At 32.2% G+C, this 17,903-nt stretch carries 19 protein-coding genes; 18 read left to right on the forward strand and 1 reads right to left on the reverse strand.

Features of this window, described 5'->3' with window-relative positions; translation table 11 throughout:
• The first annotated feature begins 98 nt into the window (after positions 1 to 98).
• Genes KPL38_RS01285 through KPL38_RS01295 form a run of 3 tightly spaced genes read left to right on the forward strand, consistent with a single transcriptional unit; the run spans position 99 to position 2,184 of the window.
• Positions 99 to 950, forward strand: coding sequence for a class II fructose-bisphosphate aldolase (locus tag KPL38_RS01285; RefSeq protein ID WP_216285844.1), 852 nt, complete (start codon positions 99 to 101; stop codon positions 948 to 950).
• Positions 947 to 1,633, forward strand: a complete 687-nt coding sequence (locus KPL38_RS01290; RefSeq protein WP_216285852.1) for a triose-phosphate isomerase — start codon at positions 947 to 949, stop codon at positions 1,631 to 1,633. The genes KPL38_RS01285 and KPL38_RS01290 overlap by 4 nt, the downstream gene beginning before the upstream one ends.
• A gap of 29 nt (positions 1,634 to 1,662) precedes the next feature.
• A complete protein-coding gene (locus tag KPL38_RS01295) occupies positions 1,663 to 2,184 on the forward strand; it encodes a YjbQ family protein (RefSeq protein ID WP_216285854.1) in 522 nt (173 codons plus the stop codon).
• A gap of 145 nt (positions 2,185 to 2,329) precedes the next feature.
• Here KPL38_RS01295 and KPL38_RS01300 read toward each other — a convergent pair whose 3' ends face one another.
• Positions 2,330 to 3,094, reverse strand: coding sequence for a DeoR/GlpR family DNA-binding transcription regulator (locus KPL38_RS01300; protein WP_216285856.1), 765 nt, complete (start codon positions 3,092 to 3,094; stop codon positions 2,330 to 2,332).
• A gap of 376 nt (positions 3,095 to 3,470) precedes the next feature.
• On the opposite strand from KPL38_RS01300, the gene rpiB (KPL38_RS01305) reads away from it, so the two are divergent.
• The 15 genes from rpiB (KPL38_RS01305) (at position 3,471) to tkt (ending at position 17,748) form a co-directional block, all read left to right on the forward strand.
• Complete coding sequence (gene rpiB / locus KPL38_RS01305) at positions 3,471 to 3,932, forward strand: ribose 5-phosphate isomerase B (RefSeq protein ID WP_216285858.1); 462 nt, start codon at positions 3,471 to 3,473, stop codon at positions 3,930 to 3,932.
• Positions 3,933 to 4,004: 72 nt separating this feature from the next.
• Positions 4,005 to 5,393: a sn-glycerol-1-phosphate dehydrogenase gene (locus tag KPL38_RS01310; protein ID WP_216285859.1), complete on the forward strand. Its 1,389-nt coding sequence runs from the start codon at positions 4,005 to 4,007 to the stop codon at positions 5,391 to 5,393.
• Between the two features lie 196 nt (positions 5,394 to 5,589).
• Positions 5,590 to 6,543, forward strand: a complete 954-nt coding sequence (locus KPL38_RS01315) for a sugar-binding transcriptional regulator (RefSeq protein WP_216285861.1) — start codon at positions 5,590 to 5,592, stop codon at positions 6,541 to 6,543.
• Between the two features lie 6 nt (positions 6,544 to 6,549).
• Positions 6,550 to 6,915 carry a transcriptional regulator GutM gene (locus KPL38_RS01320; RefSeq protein ID WP_216285863.1) on the forward strand — a complete coding sequence of 122 codons (366 nt, stop codon included), beginning with the start codon at positions 6,550 to 6,552 and terminating at the stop codon, positions 6,913 to 6,915.
• Between the two features lie 54 nt (positions 6,916 to 6,969).
• Positions 6,970 to 7,515 (forward strand): PTS glucitol/sorbitol transporter subunit IIC, encoded by a 546-nt coding sequence (srlA, locus tag KPL38_RS01325; protein WP_216285865.1) that lies wholly within the window; start codon positions 6,970 to 6,972, stop codon positions 7,513 to 7,515.
• Positions 7,516 to 7,542: 27 nt separating this feature from the next.
• Complete coding sequence (gene srlE, locus KPL38_RS01330) at positions 7,543 to 8,520, forward strand: PTS glucitol/sorbitol transporter subunit IIB (RefSeq protein WP_216285867.1); 978 nt, start codon at positions 7,543 to 7,545, stop codon at positions 8,518 to 8,520.
• Between the two features lie 202 nt (positions 8,521 to 8,722).
• On the forward strand, positions 8,723 to 9,076 hold the full coding sequence (locus tag KPL38_RS01335) for a PTS glucitol/sorbitol transporter subunit IIA (RefSeq protein WP_216285870.1): 354 nt from the start codon (positions 8,723 to 8,725) through the stop codon (positions 9,074 to 9,076).
• Between the two features lie 104 nt (positions 9,077 to 9,180).
• Complete coding sequence (locus KPL38_RS01340; protein ID WP_216285872.1) at positions 9,181 to 9,441, forward strand: HPr family phosphocarrier protein; 261 nt, start codon at positions 9,181 to 9,183, stop codon at positions 9,439 to 9,441.
• A gap of 139 nt (positions 9,442 to 9,580) precedes the next feature.
• Entirely contained in the window at positions 9,581 to 11,197 is a 1,617-nt protein-coding gene (ptsP, locus tag KPL38_RS01345; protein WP_216285874.1) for a phosphoenolpyruvate--protein phosphotransferase, read from the forward strand.
• Positions 11,198 to 11,584: 387 nt separating this feature from the next.
• Positions 11,585 to 12,046, forward strand: a complete 462-nt coding sequence (rpiB, locus tag KPL38_RS01350; protein WP_216285876.1) for a ribose 5-phosphate isomerase B — start codon at positions 11,585 to 11,587, stop codon at positions 12,044 to 12,046.
• Positions 12,047 to 12,118: 72 nt separating this feature from the next.
• Entirely contained in the window at positions 12,119 to 13,507 is a 1,389-nt protein-coding gene (locus tag KPL38_RS01355) for a sn-glycerol-1-phosphate dehydrogenase (protein ID WP_216285878.1), read from the forward strand.
• Entirely contained in the window at positions 13,504 to 14,334 is an 831-nt protein-coding gene (locus tag KPL38_RS01360; protein WP_216285880.1) for an HAD-IIA family hydrolase, read from the forward strand. The genes KPL38_RS01355 and KPL38_RS01360 overlap by 4 nt, the downstream gene beginning before the upstream one ends.
• Before the next feature lie 31 nt (positions 14,335 to 14,365).
• Complete coding sequence (locus KPL38_RS01365; protein WP_216285882.1) at positions 14,366 to 15,046, forward strand: fructose-6-phosphate aldolase; 681 nt, start codon at positions 14,366 to 14,368, stop codon at positions 15,044 to 15,046.
• 55 nt (positions 15,047 to 15,101) lie between these two features.
• Positions 15,102 to 15,749 (forward strand): fructose-6-phosphate aldolase, encoded by a 648-nt coding sequence (fsa, locus tag KPL38_RS01370; RefSeq protein ID WP_216285884.1) that lies wholly within the window; start codon positions 15,102 to 15,104, stop codon positions 15,747 to 15,749.
• Between the two features lie 16 nt (positions 15,750 to 15,765).
• A complete protein-coding gene (gene tkt / locus KPL38_RS01375) occupies positions 15,766 to 17,748 on the forward strand; it encodes a transketolase (RefSeq protein ID WP_216285886.1) in 1,983 nt (660 codons plus the stop codon).
• Positions 17,749 to 17,903: the final 155 nt, after the last annotated feature.

Genomic DNA, 17,903 nt, shown 5'->3' on the forward strand with positions numbered 1-17,903 from the left:
TCAAAAACTTTAGATCGTCATAGTTTATAAGAATATTGATAATTTTAAGATCATAATGAAAAAGCTATTATACATTAATTTTTTAAGGAGATGATTTTTTGTTAGTTTCATCAAAAGAATTATTTAAGGTGGCAAGAAAAAATAAATTTGCTATACCAGCAGCAAATTTTGTGGATCAAAATTCTATTAAAGCTTATATATCAGTTGCAGAAAAATTGAATTTACCAATTATTTTGTCATATGCAGAAGCACATAAGGATGTCTTATCCTTTGATGAGGCATTAGTTTTAGGAAAATACTATGGTGAAAAGGCTAAGGTCCCAGTAGTATTACATCTTGATCATGGTACTACTAAAGAATTAATAATGAGAGCTATAGATGAAGGGTTTAAATCAGTAATGTTAGATGATTCTATGGATTCCTTTGAGGATAATGTTAAAAACACAAAAGAAATTGTGGAGTATGCTCACCTAAGAGGAGTGGTTGTAGAAGCTGAAATAGGTCACGTTGGTAATGGAGAGGGCTATAAAAGCAATGATGATAGCGATAGCATTTATACTACTGTTGAAGAGGCAAAGAAATTTGCGAAGCTTACAAATGTAGATTCTCTTGCAATATCTATAGGAACTGCTCATGGAGCCTATAAAGGAAAACCAGTTATAGATTTTGATAGATTAAAAGAAATTAGAGATGCTATAGATACGCCTTTGGTACTTCACGGAGGGTCATCAACAGGAGATATAAATCTTGGAAGATGTGCTACAGAAGGAATAAGCAAAATAAACATCTATACGGATTTAGTAACTGCTGCATTTAACAAAGCACAAACTACTAAATCCAATGATTATTATGAATTACGAAATGCACAAACAGAAGGCATGAAAGAATGCTTAGAACACTATTACGGTGTATTCCAGACAAAAAGATTTAATGATGAGGTGAAAAAATGAAAATTAAAACACCGTTTTTTGTAGTCAATCCAAAATCATATTTGTATGGAGATGAAAGTTTACAGCTAGCGCTTATTGCGGACAATCTTGCTAAAAAATACGGGGTAGAAATATTTTTTACTGCTCCTTTTGCGGATTTAGCTAATATCAAGGCTCATACAAAAAACCTTATAGTAACAGCTCAACATATGGATTCATTAGTTCCAGGACGTGGAATGGGACTTGTGTTGCCTGAATCATTAAAGGAAGCTGGTACAGGAGCAGTATTTTTAAATCATGCAGAGCACTCTCTCAAATTAAGTGATTTAGTAAAGACTATTAAAAGAGCAAAAGAATTAGAAATTATCACAATAGTTTGTGCAGACTTTTTAGCGGAAGCTATTGCTATTGCTAAGTTAGGCCCTGATATACTATTATGTGAACCAACTGATTTAATAGGAACTGGAAAAACTAGCGATTTGAATTATATAACTGAGACTACAGCTAAGATAAGAGCGATTGATGAAAATATTTTAGTTATGCAAGCTTCAGGAATAAGTACGGGTGAGGATGTTTATAGGGCAATAATTTATGGTGCTGATGGAACTGGTGCAACAAGTGGAATACTTAATGCTCCAGACAGAGGATTAAGAATAGAAGAAATGCTACAGGCAATTGTGAAAGCTAAAAGCGAAAAAAAGTAAATATTAAAGGAAAAATTGGAGGTCATAGTATGAGTATTTATAAAGAACAAATTATTTTAACATCTAAAGGAGGGACCCCAAGTTTCTTTGATATCACTCCTTCTGTAAAAGAAGCAATCAAAAAAAGCAAAATCCAAAATGGTATCTGTACTGTAATTTCTCCACACACTACCTGTTCTGTATTCTTTGAGGAATTTGTTCATGATTATACTGAAAATGGTGATGAATTTCTTCAAGTTGATTTAAATAATATCCTTAAAAAAATCATTCCAGACAATACTGCAGAAGGGCAATACAACTATCCTGGCAAAAAGCATTATGAAGATGTTGAATCATGGCCAGATGCAGAGGCATATCTTCCAAATGGTGATCGTTCTGCCCTCTTAAACTGTGATGCACATTTAAAAGCAACATTGCTTGGTTCCAGCGAAACATTAGAGGTTGATAATGGAAAATTAGGAGTTGGACCAACAGGTTATGTTTATTTTGTAGATTTCGATCGTACAAGATCTCGTACTCGTAAATGTAAAATCATCATAATAGGTGAATAGTAAAAAAATCTGTTACTAGATAGGCATTCCAATTTTTGGAGTGTCTATCTAGAGGTCTATACATTGGTTTCATTCGATGTTACGTTTCATATAAAATGGTCATTTATTTAAAAAGGGACACCGTCTGGTATCCCTTAAAACTGTATTATTTTGCAATAATTACATTTATGTTGTTTTGCTCATATTTTTTTAATATATCAATAGGTGTTTTATCGTCTGTAATTATTGTGTGTATCTTGCTTGCTTCTGCAAAACTAGATGTGGAATGTCTTTCAAATTTAGAATAATCTAACAATGCAATTGTTGAGGATGCACTTTCTACAAGTAACCTTTTTATTTCACATTCATATATATTAAAATCTGAAAGTCCTTCATCAAGTGTAAATCCATGTGCAGAAACAAAGGCTGTATCAATATTTATTTTTGAGATTATTTCTTTTCCAAGGATGCCTTCTATTGAACCTGAATTGCAACTCACAAGACCACCTATAAGTATTACTTTTAAATTAGGGTAATCCTTTAATGCCATTGCTGTATAAAGGCCATTAGTAACAACGGTCAAACGCTTAAACTTAATTAAGTATTTTGTAAAAAGAAGTGCAGTGGAAGATGCATCCAAGGCTATACATTGTCCCTCTTCAAGAAAATCTGCTGCTCTCTTGCATATGATACTTTTTTCTAATTGGTTTTTACCTCGACGATATTTAAAACTTATATTTTGATCGTTATCTTCATATAAAACAGCACCACCATGAGTTCGCCTTAATTGCTTTTTATTTTGTAGAGCACTTAAATCATTTCTTATGGTGCTTGGGGATACGGTAAAAATATTTTGAAGTTCTTCGTTGTTTAATGTTTTTTTCTCGGATAGCAGAGCTAAAATTTGTTGGCGCCGCTCGTAGGAAGTCATAAGTTAACCTTCTTTCTATACGGATATTAATTTATCCTAATTTTAATATGATATCATATGAAATCTTAGCATAAAATTGGAAAAAGTACAATAAGCAATAATATAATTATATGAATTCAATATAAAACAATCACTTATTTTACTGTTTTAAATATAATTTTTTATGAAACAGTAAAATAGTATAATAAAAAGGTACAAAACAATAAAAAGCAATGATATTGCAAGTAAACAAGAGGATAATGAAATTAGATTACTGTAGACGAATAATTCAGAGTTTTCTAATAATATAAAGTTATGATAATATTTAATAAACAGAAATGATATTAGAAAACATAAACATGTTTTATTTAAAATAGAAAAGAAGTAGGGGGATAAAATGAAAATTGCTATTGGATCTGATATTGCTGCTTTTGAGCTTAAAAAGGTTTTAATGAATCACTTGGATGAAAATGGAATTGAATATGTTGATATTGGTACAAGTACTGCAGAAGATACAACTAATTATCCTATAATTGCAGAAAAGGTTGGTAGAGCAGTTTTACATGATGGTTTTGATAGGGGAATACTTCTTTGTGGCACAGGTATTGGAATGTGCATAGCTGCAAATAAAATTCCAGGTATATATGCAGCTTTATGCAGTGATTGTTATTCGGCGCAGAGGGCAAGGAAAAGTAACAATGCTCAAATAATTACTATGGGTGCAAGAGTTGTTGGACCTGAGCTTGCTAAAACGATTTTGGATACATGGCTTGAATGTGAGTTTTCAGAAGGAAGGTCATCTAAAAACGTTTCATTAGTAAATGAAATGGATGAGAAATACAGAAAGGTAAATTTATAAAACACTTAATATATAAATGATTTTTATGTAAACGAAAAGCATATGCAAAATATTAGAATAGGAAGTGTTGTTATGAAGTTAACAGTACAAAATGTAGGGAATCTTAAAATAAATGATTTTTTAAAAGGCACGTTAGATTGTGAGTGTGGTAAACCCCATAGCATTAGCTTAAAAAAAGTTTTGATAAAGAAAGATGCTATTGAAAAATTACCTGAAATACTTACTGAATTAGGATATAAAAAAATATTGTTAATTGCTGACACTAACACTTATAAAGTAGCAGGCAATAAAGTAGAAGATATTCTAGTAAAAGAAAATGTGAATTTTAAAAAGTATGTATATCATGTTGAAGACGCGGATCTAATTCCAAATGAAGAATCTATAGGAAAACTTATGATAGAAGTAGAAAAGGATACTGACATAATTGTTACAGTTGGCTCAGGAACTTTAAATGATTTAGCAAAATTCGTAAGTTATAGATTAGGAATCTCTTGTATGATTGTAGCAACTGCACCTTCAATGGATGGATTCGCATCAGATAGCTCAGCACTAATACTCGATAATCTTAAAACCACTTGTGCTGCTAATTGCGATGTAGCTATTGTTGGAGATATTAACATATTAAAAGAGGCACCTATGGATATGATTTTAGCAGGATTTGGAGATATACTTGGAAAGTATTCAGCTCTTAATGATTGGAGAATAAGCCAAGTAATAAACGATGAATATTTGTGTGAGGTAGCATATAAAATGGCAAGCGATTCTCTTAATAAATGCATAAAAAATTCAGAGGGAATAAAAAACAGAGAGGATATAGCAATGGAAGCATTAATGGAAGCATTAATAGGAGCAGGGATTGCAATGAGTTATGTTGGAAAAACTAGACCTGCATCAGGATCAGAGCACCATTTAGCACATTATTGGGAAATGATGTTTTCATTTGATGGCAAAAAAGCATTGCTTCATGGAACAAAAGTAGGAATTGCTACAGTAATAACAGCTAAATTACGTGAGATTCTAGTAAATTCAAATATAGATTTCGAAATTGCTATTTCTAAAGCTAAGAAGTTTGACCAAGATGAATGGAAAGCAAATGTGGAAAAGCTTTTTAAGAGGGCAGCAACTGGAATTATTACTTTAAATGAAAAAGATAATTTAAATTCTATAGAAGATAAATTAAAAAGAATTGACATTATAAAAGAAAAATCAGATAAAATAATTAGCATTATTAATGGAATGCCTACAGCTAAAGAAATTGAATCAATATTAAAAACGGTAGGAGCTCCTTATAATCCAAAACAAGTTGGAATTGATGAAAAGGATTTAGTAAATGCTGTACTTAATGCAAAAGAGATTAGGACAAGATATACAATATTAAATCTTCTATGGGATCTTGGAGTTCTAGAAGACGCTGCAAATCAGGTTAAAGATTTTGTTGGGAAAGAGAAAGTAGAGGTATAAGGCAGAGAACTTGATTCAAAAAAAAATCAAAGGATGTTTAAAAAAGTGGAATGCCTTATTTATAAGGGATACTGACTATAAAATGTGTTGACAATTCACACAAAAATGTGTATCATCATAATTACATAACATTCATATCGAACATATGCAAGAAATAGAACATATGTAAAAGTGGTATGACATTGGAGATATAATTATGAAAAAAATAGTTGGTGGGAATAGGCTTTTAATAAAATGTTGTAAATTGTATTATATGCAATCCATGACACAAAATGAAATATCTAAAACGCTAGGAATATCAAGACCTACAGTTTCTAGATTACTAAAAGAAGCAATGGAAAAAGGTATTGTTAAGATAGAAATTCAGGAATCTGAACAATCAAACTATGAAGATTTAGAAAGCAGTATAGAAAAAAAATATGGACTTAAAGAAGTGTTAATTACTAATGATAACGAAGAAGGTCTTACTTCAGACTTAGGATGTATGGCTGCAAAATATCTTGAACGAATAATTAGAAACACTGATATTATTGGAGTTTCCATGGGAACAACAGTTAAAGAAATTGGTAGATTTGTAAGTAAAGGTAGTAATGTAGACGCAATGTTTGTACCATTAATTGGTGGTGTAGGTCAGATTGGTATTGATATACATCCAAATGAGGTTGCAATGAGTCTTTCGAGAGCATTCAACGGAAAATTCAAATTACTTCATGTACCTGCTATAATATCAGATACTGATCTTATTGAGAAGCTTAAAGAAGAGAAAAGTGTTAGCGATGTATTAGAGTATATTAATAAAGTCAATATATCCATAGTTGGTATAGGAGCACCCACAGAAAAATCAACCATGATGGCTTCAGGATATTTTGACAAAGAAAAGTTGGAAAATCTTAAAAGGTTGAATGCAGTAGGAGATATATGTCTTCAGTTTTTCGATATAAACGGAAACTCGAAGCAATTTAAGGACAATAGTAAAGTTTTTGGATCTCATTTGGAAGATATTAAAAACATTGATAGGGTTATAGGAGTTGCTGGAGGAGACGAAAAAGTAGAAGCAATTATCGGAGCTATTAATGGTAGATTTATAAATGTATTAATTACTAATTACAGTTGTGCAAAGCTTATATTCAATTATAAAGTGGGAGAGTGATCTACAGTGATAAAATTAGTGTTATTTGCATTTTGTCTTTTGATTATGCAAACTGTGTTAACTTATTTGCAAAGTGTAAATTACTACAAAAGATTAAATTTATTAAAAACAAAAGGGATTATAGGCATTGGTAATAGAAAAGGTAGGATAGCAGCTGGAAGCATCCTCATTATGGTTTCTAATAAGGATGGAATTATTGTAGACTGCGAAGAAATGAAAGGTAGAACTGTTTTTTCAAGATTTAAGAAAGCTAACCAATATGTAGGTATGAGTGTATGTGCTCTGAAAACGTTTCACCAAAAGAATAAAAAATATAAAAAATCTTCTATGGCAATAGCAATTCAATCTATTGAGGAGCAGCTTATTAATTAGAAAATTTCCCTAAATAATAGGGGGGTTAATATAAATAGAGAGAGGGGATATATAATGCATCAATTAGCATTAGGCGCACAAGCATTTATTGGACTATTTCAGGCAGGAGGCAAAACATTCATGGGAATGGTAACAGGCATCATTCCTACTCTTATTGTTTTGATTACTGCAGTTAATGCACTAATTGCACTAATAGGAGAAGAGAAAGTAAATAAATTTGCTCAAAAATCAACAAAATACTTTATTACTAGATATACAGTGTTTCCGATTCTAGCAATGTTTTTCTTAACAAATCCTATGGCTTATTCATTTGGTAGATTTCTAGATGAAAAGTATAAACCAGCATTTTTCGATTCATGTATTTCATTTTGTCACCCTATTACAGGATTATTTCCACATGCAAATGCAGCTGAATTATTTGTATATATGGGAATAGCTGCAGGTATTACAAAGCTTGGATTACCTGTAGGAGACTTAGCAGTAAGATATTTTCTTGTTGGTGTTATTGTAATTTTAATCAGAGGAATTGTAACAGAAAAAATAACATTTATGATGATAAAACAGAAACGTGCAAAAGAATCAAAGGTAGCTGAAGCATAATTTAAAATAGAGGGGGGAATTAATACTATGTATAAAGCTGTGAAAGTTGTAAAAGGATCATCTGGTTGGGGAGGCCCATTAATAATAAAGCCTACGGAAGAGAAACATATTATTTTAAATGTATGCGGTGGAGTAATAAGCCCAATATCAGAGAAAATTGCAGAATTAACAGGTGCTGAGATTGTAGATGGATTTAAAACGGGCGTACCAGATGATCAGGTAATGGTTGCAGTAGTTGATTGTGGAGGAACTTGTAGATGTGGCGTATATCCTAAGAAAAGAATACCTACAATAAATTTACTCCCGTCAGGTCAGACGGGACCTCTAGCTAAATTTATACAAGAAGATATTTATGTATCAGGTGTTAAAGAAGCTAACATTAAATTATATGATGGAGAAGTAGCTGAAGGGGAAGAGGAAACTGTCGTTGTAGAAGAAACACCTAAAGCTAAAACAAATTCAGCTCCCGTTCAGAAAGTAGGATTACTTACAAGACTAGGTAAAGGAGTAGGGGGAGTTGTAGGAATATTCTATCAGGCAGGTAGAGATACAATAGATACTGTAATAAAAAACATTCTACCATTCATGGCATTCGTAAGTTTAATAATGGGAATCATTACAGCAACAGGAATAGGAAATGTAATTGCGAAAACGATTTCTCCATTTGCAGCCACATTACCTGGATTGCTATTAATATCAATAATATGCACAATACCAGTTCTATCACCTATACTTGGACCGGGGGCAGTAATAGCACAAATTGTTGGAGTTGTCGTTGGAACACAAATAGGACTCGGCCATATACCACCACAATTTGCACTCCCAGCATTGTTTGCAATTGATCCACAAGTTGGTTGTGATTTTATACCTGTAGGATTAAGTTTAGGAGAAGCAACACCTGAAACAATTGAAATAGGGGTACCGGCGGTACTGTTTTCTAGGGTAATAACGGGACCTATATCAGTATTAATAGCATATGCTTTTTCAGCTGGATTATTTCAATAAAATTAATAAAAAAATCCTTACGAATTGAACATTCTCCAGAATGCTCAGTTCGTAAGAAAATAATTAATAATCATGTATAAATAAATTAGTAATTATTTATACATTAAAATAACCGAAGTCATTATACCATAAGATAATGAGAAATTGCAACATTACTATAGGTATAAAGTATCTACATAAAAATCGCATGGAGGTGAATACATTGAAATATAAATCAAAAGTTACAGCTTTGGGAGAAATGGTTGCTGAATTTTTAGACGATAATTTTGTTATTATTTTTAATAATAATGCTCCTAGCCAAATGGCTGAGTGTTCTGTGCTTCACACAATAGAAGAGATGAATGGGATAATTGAGATAGGCGATCAAATCACAATAGGAGAAAATGTATACTCTGTAACAGCAGTAGGAGAGGAAGCAAATAAAACATTTTTAGAGCTTGGACATTGTACACTAAGATTCACAGGAAATGATTGCGTACAATTAGGTGGAGAGGTTGAATTAAAAGGAAATGGAACTCCTAAAATAGGAATTGGCGATATAATAATGATAGCTTAAATTAGTATATACTGAGTTTAATAAAGCGAGAGTATTTTAAACAAATATTGATTAATACGCAACTATTGTAGAGAATTTGTTAGATTGTAAAAGGAGGTAAGATTATGTTCAGTCAAGACGTTCTTGTAACAAATAAAACTGGATTACATGCAAGACCTGCATCAAATTTTGTAAAAAGATCAAGCACATTTTTATGTGATATTAGCATTAGCTTTAAAGGAAAAACAATTAATGGGAAAAGCATGGTGGGGATTCTAGCTGCTGGTATTGTTGGAGGAAGCACTATAACAATAAATGCAAATGGTAAGGATGAAAAAGAAGCAGTGCTTAATTTAGTAGAACTAGTTGAAAATACCGTTGGATAATAATATTATTTAAATACAATATTTTGGAGGTGCTTTTAAGGTAGTTAAAAGCACCTCCAAAATATTTTTAAATTGTTTTACAATCATATGAAATCTACTTACTAATGATTAACATACTTATATTTTGGGAGGAATTAAAATGATAAAAGGAATATCAGCTTCAAAAGGATACGCTATAGGACAAGCAGCAATTAAATCAAACGAAGATATAATAATTACAGAAACGAAAATAAATGATGTAGCCGCTGAAAAAAACAAATTAAGTGTTGCAATAGAGCTCACTAGAAAACAGTTAAATATAATTTCCCAAAAGGCGGAAAAAGAAGTTGGGAAAGATAATTCATCTATTTTTGAAAGCCATATGATGTTTTTAGATGATCCAGAATTTACTGGCATGGCAGAGGCGAGTATTGAAAATAATATGATTAACGCTGAAAAGGCTCTTCAAGATGTAGTAAATGAGTATATGGGTATATTCGCTGCAATGGATGATGAATATATGAGGGAAAGAGGAGCAGACGTTCGAGATGTTGGAGACAGAATACAATCAAACTTAGCAGGAAAAAGCTATGGGAAAATGGATGAAATAGGAGAAAATACTATAGTTGTTGCAAGAGATTTAACCCCATCAGATACTGCACAGTTAGACAAGAGTAAAGTAATTGCATTTTTAACTGATATTGGTGGTAGAACTTCTCACACTGCAATAATGGCTAGAACACTTGAAATCCCAGCTGTTGTTGGAATGAAGGACATTACAGCTAGAGTGAAAAACGGAGATAATGTAATAGCTGATGGTTGCGAGGGTATTGTGATATTAAACCCAGACAAAAAAACTCTTGATGAATACAAACAGAAGAAATATGAATTTGAGAAAGAAAGAGAGCTATTAAAAAAGCTTGTTAACATAAAAACAAGAACTAAAGATGGTAAACGAATTGAAGTTGTAGGCAATATAGGAAAACCTGAGGATGTAAACAAAGTGCTTGAAAATGGAGGAGACGGGGTAGGACTTTTTAGAACCGAATTTTTATATATGGATAGAGACTCTATTCCAACTGAAGAAGAACAATTTCAAGCATATAAATATGTTACGCAGAAGATGGGCGATAGACCAGTTGTAATAAGAACACTTGATATTGGGGGCGACAAGAAGCTGTCATACCTTCCTATGGCAGAAGAAATGAATCCTTTTCTAGGATTAAGAGCAATCAGACTTTGTCTTGGACGAATAGATATATTTAAACCTCAATTGAGGGCATTATTAAGAGCATCAGCTTATGGTAATTTGAAAATAATGTTTCCAATGATAAGTTCTCTTGATGAATTTTTAGAATCAAAGCGAATTCTTAAGGAGTGCATGCAAGAGCTTAAATCAGAGGGCAAAGCTTTCAATGAAAAGCTTGAAACTGGAATAATGGTAGAAATACCTGCAGCCGCAGTATGTGCGGATGAACTTGCAAAACATGTAGACTTTTTTAGCATTGGAACTAATGATCTTATTCAATACACAATTGCAGCAGATAGGATGAATGAAAAAGTTGCTTATCTTTATAATCCAATGCATCCTGCAGTGCTCAAATTGATTAAGATGACAATTCAGGCTGCCCATGCAGAAGGTAAATGGTGTGGAATGTGTGGAGAAATGGCAGGAGATGAAAATGCAGTACCTACACTTTTAGAATACGGACTTGATGAATTTTCTATGAGTGCATCTTCAATATTAAATACAAAAAAATTAATTATAAATAATTAGATTTAAGAAAACCTATTACTATATGCATATTGTAATAGAAACAGTAAAAACCAGTAGAAAACAGTATAAACATAATGAAAACTAATGTATTATACGTATACAAATATAAAATAATACAAAACATTAACTACAATAAGCGTAATATACAGTAAAACAGTAAAATAAAACTATAAAATGGTAACAAACGATAAGAGAGATAGATATGATAAGGAAACAAGAGTATAACGGTACTAAATTGTTATAGTTAAACAATTTAGAGTTTTCAAAATAAATAAAAATATGATAATATTAAATTAATAAAACAAAACTAAGTTTTATTGAAAATAAATTACTTGTGGATATTTATATTTTTATAAATCAAAATAAAAAGAGAAGTAGGAGGATAAAATGAAAATTGCTATTGGATCGGATATTGCTGCTTTTGAGCTTAAAAAGGTTTTAATTGATCACTTGAAGGAAAATGGATTTGAATATGTTGATATTGGTACAAGCACTGCAGAAGATACAACTAATTATCCTATAATTGCAGAGAAGGTTGGTAGAGCAGTAATAGACGATGGTTTCGATAGGGGAATGCTTCTTTGTGGTACAGGCATTGGAATGTGCATTGCTGCCAATAAAATCCCAGGTATATATGCAGCTTTATGCAGTGATTGTTATTCGGCGCAGAGGGCAAGGAAAAGTAACAATGCTCAAATAATTACTATGGGTGCAAGAGTTGTTGGACCTGAGCTTGCTAAAACGATTTTGGATACATGGCTTGAATGTGAGTTTTCAGAAGGAAGGTCATCTAAAAACGTTTCATTAGTAAATGAAATGGATGAGAAATACAGAAAGGTAAATTTATAAAACACTTAATATATAAATGATTTTTATGTAAACGAAAAGCATATGCAAAATATTAGAATAGGAAGTGTTGTTATGAAGTTAACAGTACAAAATGTAGGGAATCTTAAAATAAATGATTTTTTAAAAGGCACGTTAGATTGTGAGTGTGGTAAACCCCATAGCATTAGCTTAAAAAAAGTTTTGATAAAGAAAGATGCTATTGAAAAATTACCTGAAATACTTGCTGAATTAGGATATAAAAAAGTATTGGTGATTGCTGATACTAACACTAATAAAGTAGCAGGAAATAAAGTAGAAGAGATTTTAACAAAACAAAATGTGAATTTTAAAAAGTATGTATATCATGTAGAAGACACGGATCTTATTCCCAATGAGGAATCTATAGGAAAACTTATGATACAAGTAGAAAAGGATACTGACATAATTGTTACAGTTGGTTCAGGAACATTAAATGATTTAGCAAAATTCGTAAGTTATAGATTGGAAATTGCTTGCATGATTGTGGCAACTGCACCTTCTATGGATGGATTCGCATCAGACAGTTCAGCACTAATATTAAATAATCTTAAAACCACTTGCGTCTCTAATTGTGATGTAGCTATTATCGGAGACATTAACATATTAAAAGAGGCTCCTATGAAAATGATATTAGCAGGACTTGGAGATATACTTGGAAAGTATTCGGCTCTTAATGATTGGAAAATAAGCCAAATAATAAATGATGAATATTTGTGTGAAGTAGCATATAAAATGGCTAGTGATTCTCTAAATAAATGTATAGAAAATGTAGAAGGGATCAAAAACAGAGAAGATATAGCAATGGAAGCATTAATGGAAGCATTAATAGGAGCAGGAATTGCAATGAGTTATGTTGGAAAGACTAGACCTGCATCAGGATCAGAGCACCATTTGGCACATTATTGGGAGATGATGTTTGCGTTCGATGGTAAAACGGCATTGCTTCATGGAACAAAAGTAGGAATTGCTACAGTAGTAACAGCTAAATTGCGTGAGCTATTCTTGAATTCTAACGTTAATTTCGAAGTTGCTATTTTTAAAGCTAACAAGTTTGACCAAAAGGAATGGAAAGCAAATGTGGAAAAGCTTTTTAAAAAGGCAGCAACTGGAATTATTACTTTAAATGAAAAAGATAACTTGAATTCTATAGAAGATAAAATAAAAAGAATTAATATTATAAATGAGAAATTTGATGAAATTATTAGTGTTATTAAACAAATGCCTACAGCTAAAGAAATTGAATCAATATTAATAGCAGCAGGAGCTCCTTATAATCCCAAACAAGTTGGAATTGATGAAAAGGATTTAGTAAATGCTGTACTTAATGCAAAAGAGATTAGGACAAGATATACAATATTAAATCTTTTATGGGATCTTGGACTATTAGAAGACTCTGCATATAAGGTTAGAGATTTTGTTAGAAAGGAGAAAATCGAGGTATGACAAACAGGATACTTGATTCAAAAGACAGCTCAATAGATGTTTTAAAAAAGGTAAAATGTTTTATTCTTGATCTTGATGGTACTGTTTATTTAGGCGACAAAATACTCGAGGGTTCTATAAAATTTTTAGAGAAGCTAGAAAAAGAGAATATTAAATTTAAATTTTTTACAAATAACTCTTCTAAAAATGCAAAGGTTTATATAAATAGGATTAGAAAAATGGGATACAATTTGACTGATGATATGATGCTTATTTCAAATTATGTAATTATCAATTATATAAAAGAGAATATGCCAGATAAGAAAGTTTTTGTTTTAGGCACTCAGTATTTAAAAGATGATTTCAAAGATGCAAATATTAATGTTGTTACAGAGGAGGCGGATGTTGTTGTAGTTGGGTTTGATACTACATTAGAATATGAAAATGTATCTAAGGCTTGTGAATATATAAGAAATGGAGCTACCTTCTTAGGTGTAAATCCTGATTTTAATTGTCCAACTGAAGATGGATTCATCCCAGATTGTGGAGCCATATGTGCTATGATTACGGCGTCTACAGGAGTGGTTCCAGAATTCTTTGGTAAACCGTCTCATCACACACTAAAATTTGTGCTTAAAGATACTGGATTTCGCGAGGAAGAAATTGCTTTTGTCGGAGATAGACTTTATACCGATATCGCCATTGGTAAAGATAATGATTCAGTAACTATTCTTGTTTTATCAGGTGAAGCAAAGCTTGAGGATTTAGTTGAATCTGAAATACAACCAACACTTATTTTTAAATCATTAGGTGGAGTTAAGGATGTATTAGAAGAAATATACAACTAATTACGAGAAAATTATAAGAAGGGTGAGGTACGTGTTATATTTATTAGATACAGCTAATTTAGATGAAATTAAAAAAGCTTTTGACTTATATCCAATGAGCGGTGTAACTACAAATCCTACGATTATATCTAGAGAAAATAAAAGTTTTATAAAAATTTTAAAAAATATAAGAGAAACAATAGGACAAGATAAAATGTTACATGTACAAGTTATTAGTACACATGCGCAGGAGATTGTTAAAGAAGCAGAATACTTAAATAAGACTATTGGGGGTAACCTATATATTAAAATTCCTGTTATCCCAGAAGGAATAAAGGCTATTAAAATATTAAAGCTTAAGGGAATTAAAGTAACTGCTACTGCAGTGTTTACAGCTCAGCAAGCATTAATCGCTGCGGTTTCAGGAGCTGAATTTGTAGCACCATATGTAAATAGAATAGATAGTATAAGTGGAAATGGTGCAGGCGTTGTATCACAAATAGTTACATTGTTTAAAAATTATAATTTAAATTGTAAGGTGCTTGCGGCTTCATTTAAGAATGTACAGCAAGTTCAGGATGTATCTCTTTGTGGTGCACATTCAGTAACAGTTAATCCGGCTATTATGGGTGATCTTCTTTCCCACCCATTAACAGACAAAAGTGTTACACAGTTTATTAGTGATTGGGAAAGTGTCTATGGCACAGGGAAAGTTACATACGATGTAAAATAGAAAATACAAAAAATAAAATAAAAAATAAAATAAAAAATATGAAGGAGTGTTAATTATGAAATTATTTATAGATACAGCAAACGTTGACGATATTCGCGAGGCTAATGATATGGGTGTTATTTGTGGGGTAACTACTAACCCATCTTTAATCGCAAAAGAAGGAAGAGATTTTAATGAAGTTATAAAAGAAATAGCATCTATTGTTGACGGACCTATAAGTGGAGAAGTTATTGCATTAGATTCAAAAGGAATGATAAAAGAAGGAAGAGAAATAGCAAAAATCCATAAAAATATGATTGTTAAAATTCCAATGACTGGCGAAGGTTTAAAGGCTGTAAAAGTACTTTCAAAAGAAGGAATAAAAACAAATGTAACATTAATATTCTCTGCAGGACAAGCTTTACTTGCTGCAAGAGCAGGAGCATCTTTTGTTAGTCCTTTCCTTGGAAGACTTGATGATATAAACGCTAATGCTATGGATTTAATAGAAACTATTGTTACAATATTTAAAGTACACGGAATTGATACTGAGATAATCGCTGCAAGTATAAGAACTCCAATGCATGTTACAGATGCAGCAGTTGCAGGGGCTCATATTGCTACAGTTCCACTTAAAATAATAAAACAAATGATAAAACACCCATTAACAGATGCTGGAATAGAAAAATTTGCTAAAGATTGGAAAGAAACTTTTGGTAAATAATAAGGAGGATTCAATAATGAATGTAGACAATTTATCTATAAATACAATAAGAATACTCTCAGCAGAAGCTATTCAAAAAGCAAATTCAGGTCATCCAGGGTTACCCCTTGGATGTGCCTCAATGGCTTATACTCTATGGGCAAAGCAAATGAAACATAATCCTAAAAACCCAAAATGGGAAGATAGAGATAGATTTGTACTATCCGCAGGACACGGATCCATGCTTCTATACTCACTTTTCAATATATTTGGATATGATGTAAGTGTTGAAGATATAAAAAATTTCAGGCAGTTTGGCAGTAAAACGCCAGGTCATCCAGAATATAAACATACAGATGGAGTTGAAACAACTACTGGACCACTCGGTCAAGGTATTTGTAATGCAGTAGGCATGGCTATATCTGAAAGTTATCTCGCAGAGAAATTTAACAAACCAAATTTTAAGGTTGTAGATCATTATACTTATGTTATTGCTGGAGATGGATGTTTAATGGAAGGGATTTCATCAGAAGCTTCTTCTCTTGCAGGAACACTAGGACTTGGAAAACTTATAATGATGTATGATTCTAATAACATATCGATAGAAGGAAGTACCGATATTGCTTTTAGAGAAGACGTTGCTAAAAGGTATGAAGCTTATGGCTGGCAGGTTATAAAGGTAGCTGATGGAAACAACACAAGCGATATAAATACTGCTATAAATTCTGCTAAAAAACAAGATAAGAAACCAACAATTATAATAGTAAAAAACATAATAGGATATGGCTGTCTTGCTAAGCAAGGAAAAGCTTGCGCACATGGGGAACCACTTGGAGTAGATAATATAATCGCATTAAAAGAAAATCTAGGATGGAATTATGAACCTTTCACAGTTCCAGAAGAAGTTAAAGCAAATATGAAAGACTTTAATAAGAAAGCAAAAGCTAAAGAAGCAACTTGGAACAAGTTATTCGAAGGCTATAAATCGACTTATCCAGAACTTGCAAAAGAGTGGAAACTTTGGTTTAGTGGTAAAATAGCCAGTGATTTATTAGAGGATGAAAGTTTCTGGAGTTTTGATAAACCAATGGCAACAAGACAAGCATCAGGAATACTTATTAATAGATTGACAAAGCTTGTGCCAAACATAATTGGTGGTTCAGCAGATCTTGCTCCATCAAACAAAACATATATGAAGGATAGAGGAGATTTCTCAGCTGAGGATAGGTCTGGAGCAAATATGCATTTTGGAGTAAGAGAACATGCAATGGCTGCTATTGCTAATGGAATATATCTTCATGGTGGTTTAAAAGTATTTGTATCTACATTCTTTGTATTTAGTGATTACATGAAGGGTGCTATGAGACTTTCAGCACTAATGAAATTACCAATAACTTATGTGCTTACTCACGATAGTATAGGGGTTGGGGAAGATGGACCAACACATGAACCTATCGAGCAATTAGCTGCTTTAAGATCTATGCCAAATATGACAGTATTTAGACCAGCTGATTCTAAGGAAACAGCTGCAGGTTGGTATCTATCAATAGCAAAATCAGAGGGACCAGTATCTCTTGTATTAACAAGGCAATCATTGCCATTATATAATGGCTCAAGTAAGGAGGCTCTTAAGGGCGGATATATTCTTAAGAATTCTGAAAAAGAAACACCTGATGTAATATTACTTGCTTCTGGTTCAGAGGTTGAACTAATAGTTAAGGCATCAGATGAATTAAAGAAAAAGGGAATAGATGCAAGAGTAGTAAGCATGCCTTCCTTCGAGTTGTTTGATAAACAAAGTAAAGAATATAAGGAAAAAATATTGCCAAGCAGTGTAAGGGCAAGAGTTGCAGTAGAAGCAGCATCTTCCTTTGGTTGGCACAAATATATAGGACTCGATGGAGATATAATATCCATAGATGAATTTGGCGCTTCAGGTAAAGCTGAAACACTCTTTGAAAAGTATGGATTTACTGTTGAGAATGTCGTAGCTAAAGTAGTAAATTTATTAAAACAATAAACATGGGTTACATTAATTGAAAAATAATCATGACTCCTTAACGACATTTTTGAAGTCGTTAAGGCATCTCTGAAAGAGATGCTACAGCTCCACAGGAGATGCTACAGCTCCTTTGGAGCTGATTAATTAGAGCATTAAAGTACCGTATATATAGT

This window comes from Clostridium psychrophilum (assembly GCF_018861705.1).
GTDB classification, from domain to species: domain Bacteria; phylum Bacillota; class Clostridia; order Clostridiales; family Clostridiaceae; genus Clostridium_AD; species Clostridium_AD psychrophilum.

Coding starts and splice junctions, on each gene's coding strand:
- KPL38_RS01290 (WP_216285852.1), top strand. CDS start 947: ATGAAAATTAAAACACCGTTTTTTGTAGTCAATCCAAAATCATATTTG.
- KPL38_RS01295 (WP_216285854.1), top strand. CDS start 1,663: ATGAGTATTTATAAAGAACAAATTATTTTAACATCTAAAGGAGGGACC.
- KPL38_RS01300 (WP_216285856.1), bottom strand. CDS start 3,094: ATGACTTCCTACGAGCGGCGCCAACAAATTTTAGCTCTGCTATCCGAG.
- rpiB (WP_216285858.1), top strand. CDS start 3,471: ATGAAAATTGCTATTGGATCTGATATTGCTGCTTTTGAGCTTAAAAAG.
- KPL38_RS01310 (WP_216285859.1), top strand. CDS start 4,005: ATGAAGTTAACAGTACAAAATGTAGGGAATCTTAAAATAAATGATTTT.
- KPL38_RS01315 (WP_216285861.1), top strand. CDS start 5,590: ATGAAAAAAATAGTTGGTGGGAATAGGCTTTTAATAAAATGTTGTAAA.
- srlA (WP_216285865.1), top strand. CDS start 6,970: ATGCATCAATTAGCATTAGGCGCACAAGCATTTATTGGACTATTTCAG.
- srlE (WP_216285867.1), top strand. CDS start 7,543: ATGTATAAAGCTGTGAAAGTTGTAAAAGGATCATCTGGTTGGGGAGGC.
- KPL38_RS01340 (WP_216285872.1), top strand. CDS start 9,181: ATGTTCAGTCAAGACGTTCTTGTAACAAATAAAACTGGATTACATGCA.
- ptsP (WP_216285874.1), top strand. CDS start 9,581: ATGATAAAAGGAATATCAGCTTCAAAAGGATACGCTATAGGACAAGCA.
- rpiB (WP_216285876.1), top strand. CDS start 11,585: ATGAAAATTGCTATTGGATCGGATATTGCTGCTTTTGAGCTTAAAAAG.
- KPL38_RS01355 (WP_216285878.1), top strand. CDS start 12,119: ATGAAGTTAACAGTACAAAATGTAGGGAATCTTAAAATAAATGATTTT.
- KPL38_RS01360 (WP_216285880.1), top strand. CDS start 13,504: ATGACAAACAGGATACTTGATTCAAAAGACAGCTCAATAGATGTTTTA.
- fsa (WP_216285884.1), top strand. CDS start 15,102: ATGAAATTATTTATAGATACAGCAAACGTTGACGATATTCGCGAGGCT.
- tkt (WP_216285886.1), top strand. CDS start 15,766: ATGAATGTAGACAATTTATCTATAAATACAATAAGAATACTCTCAGCA.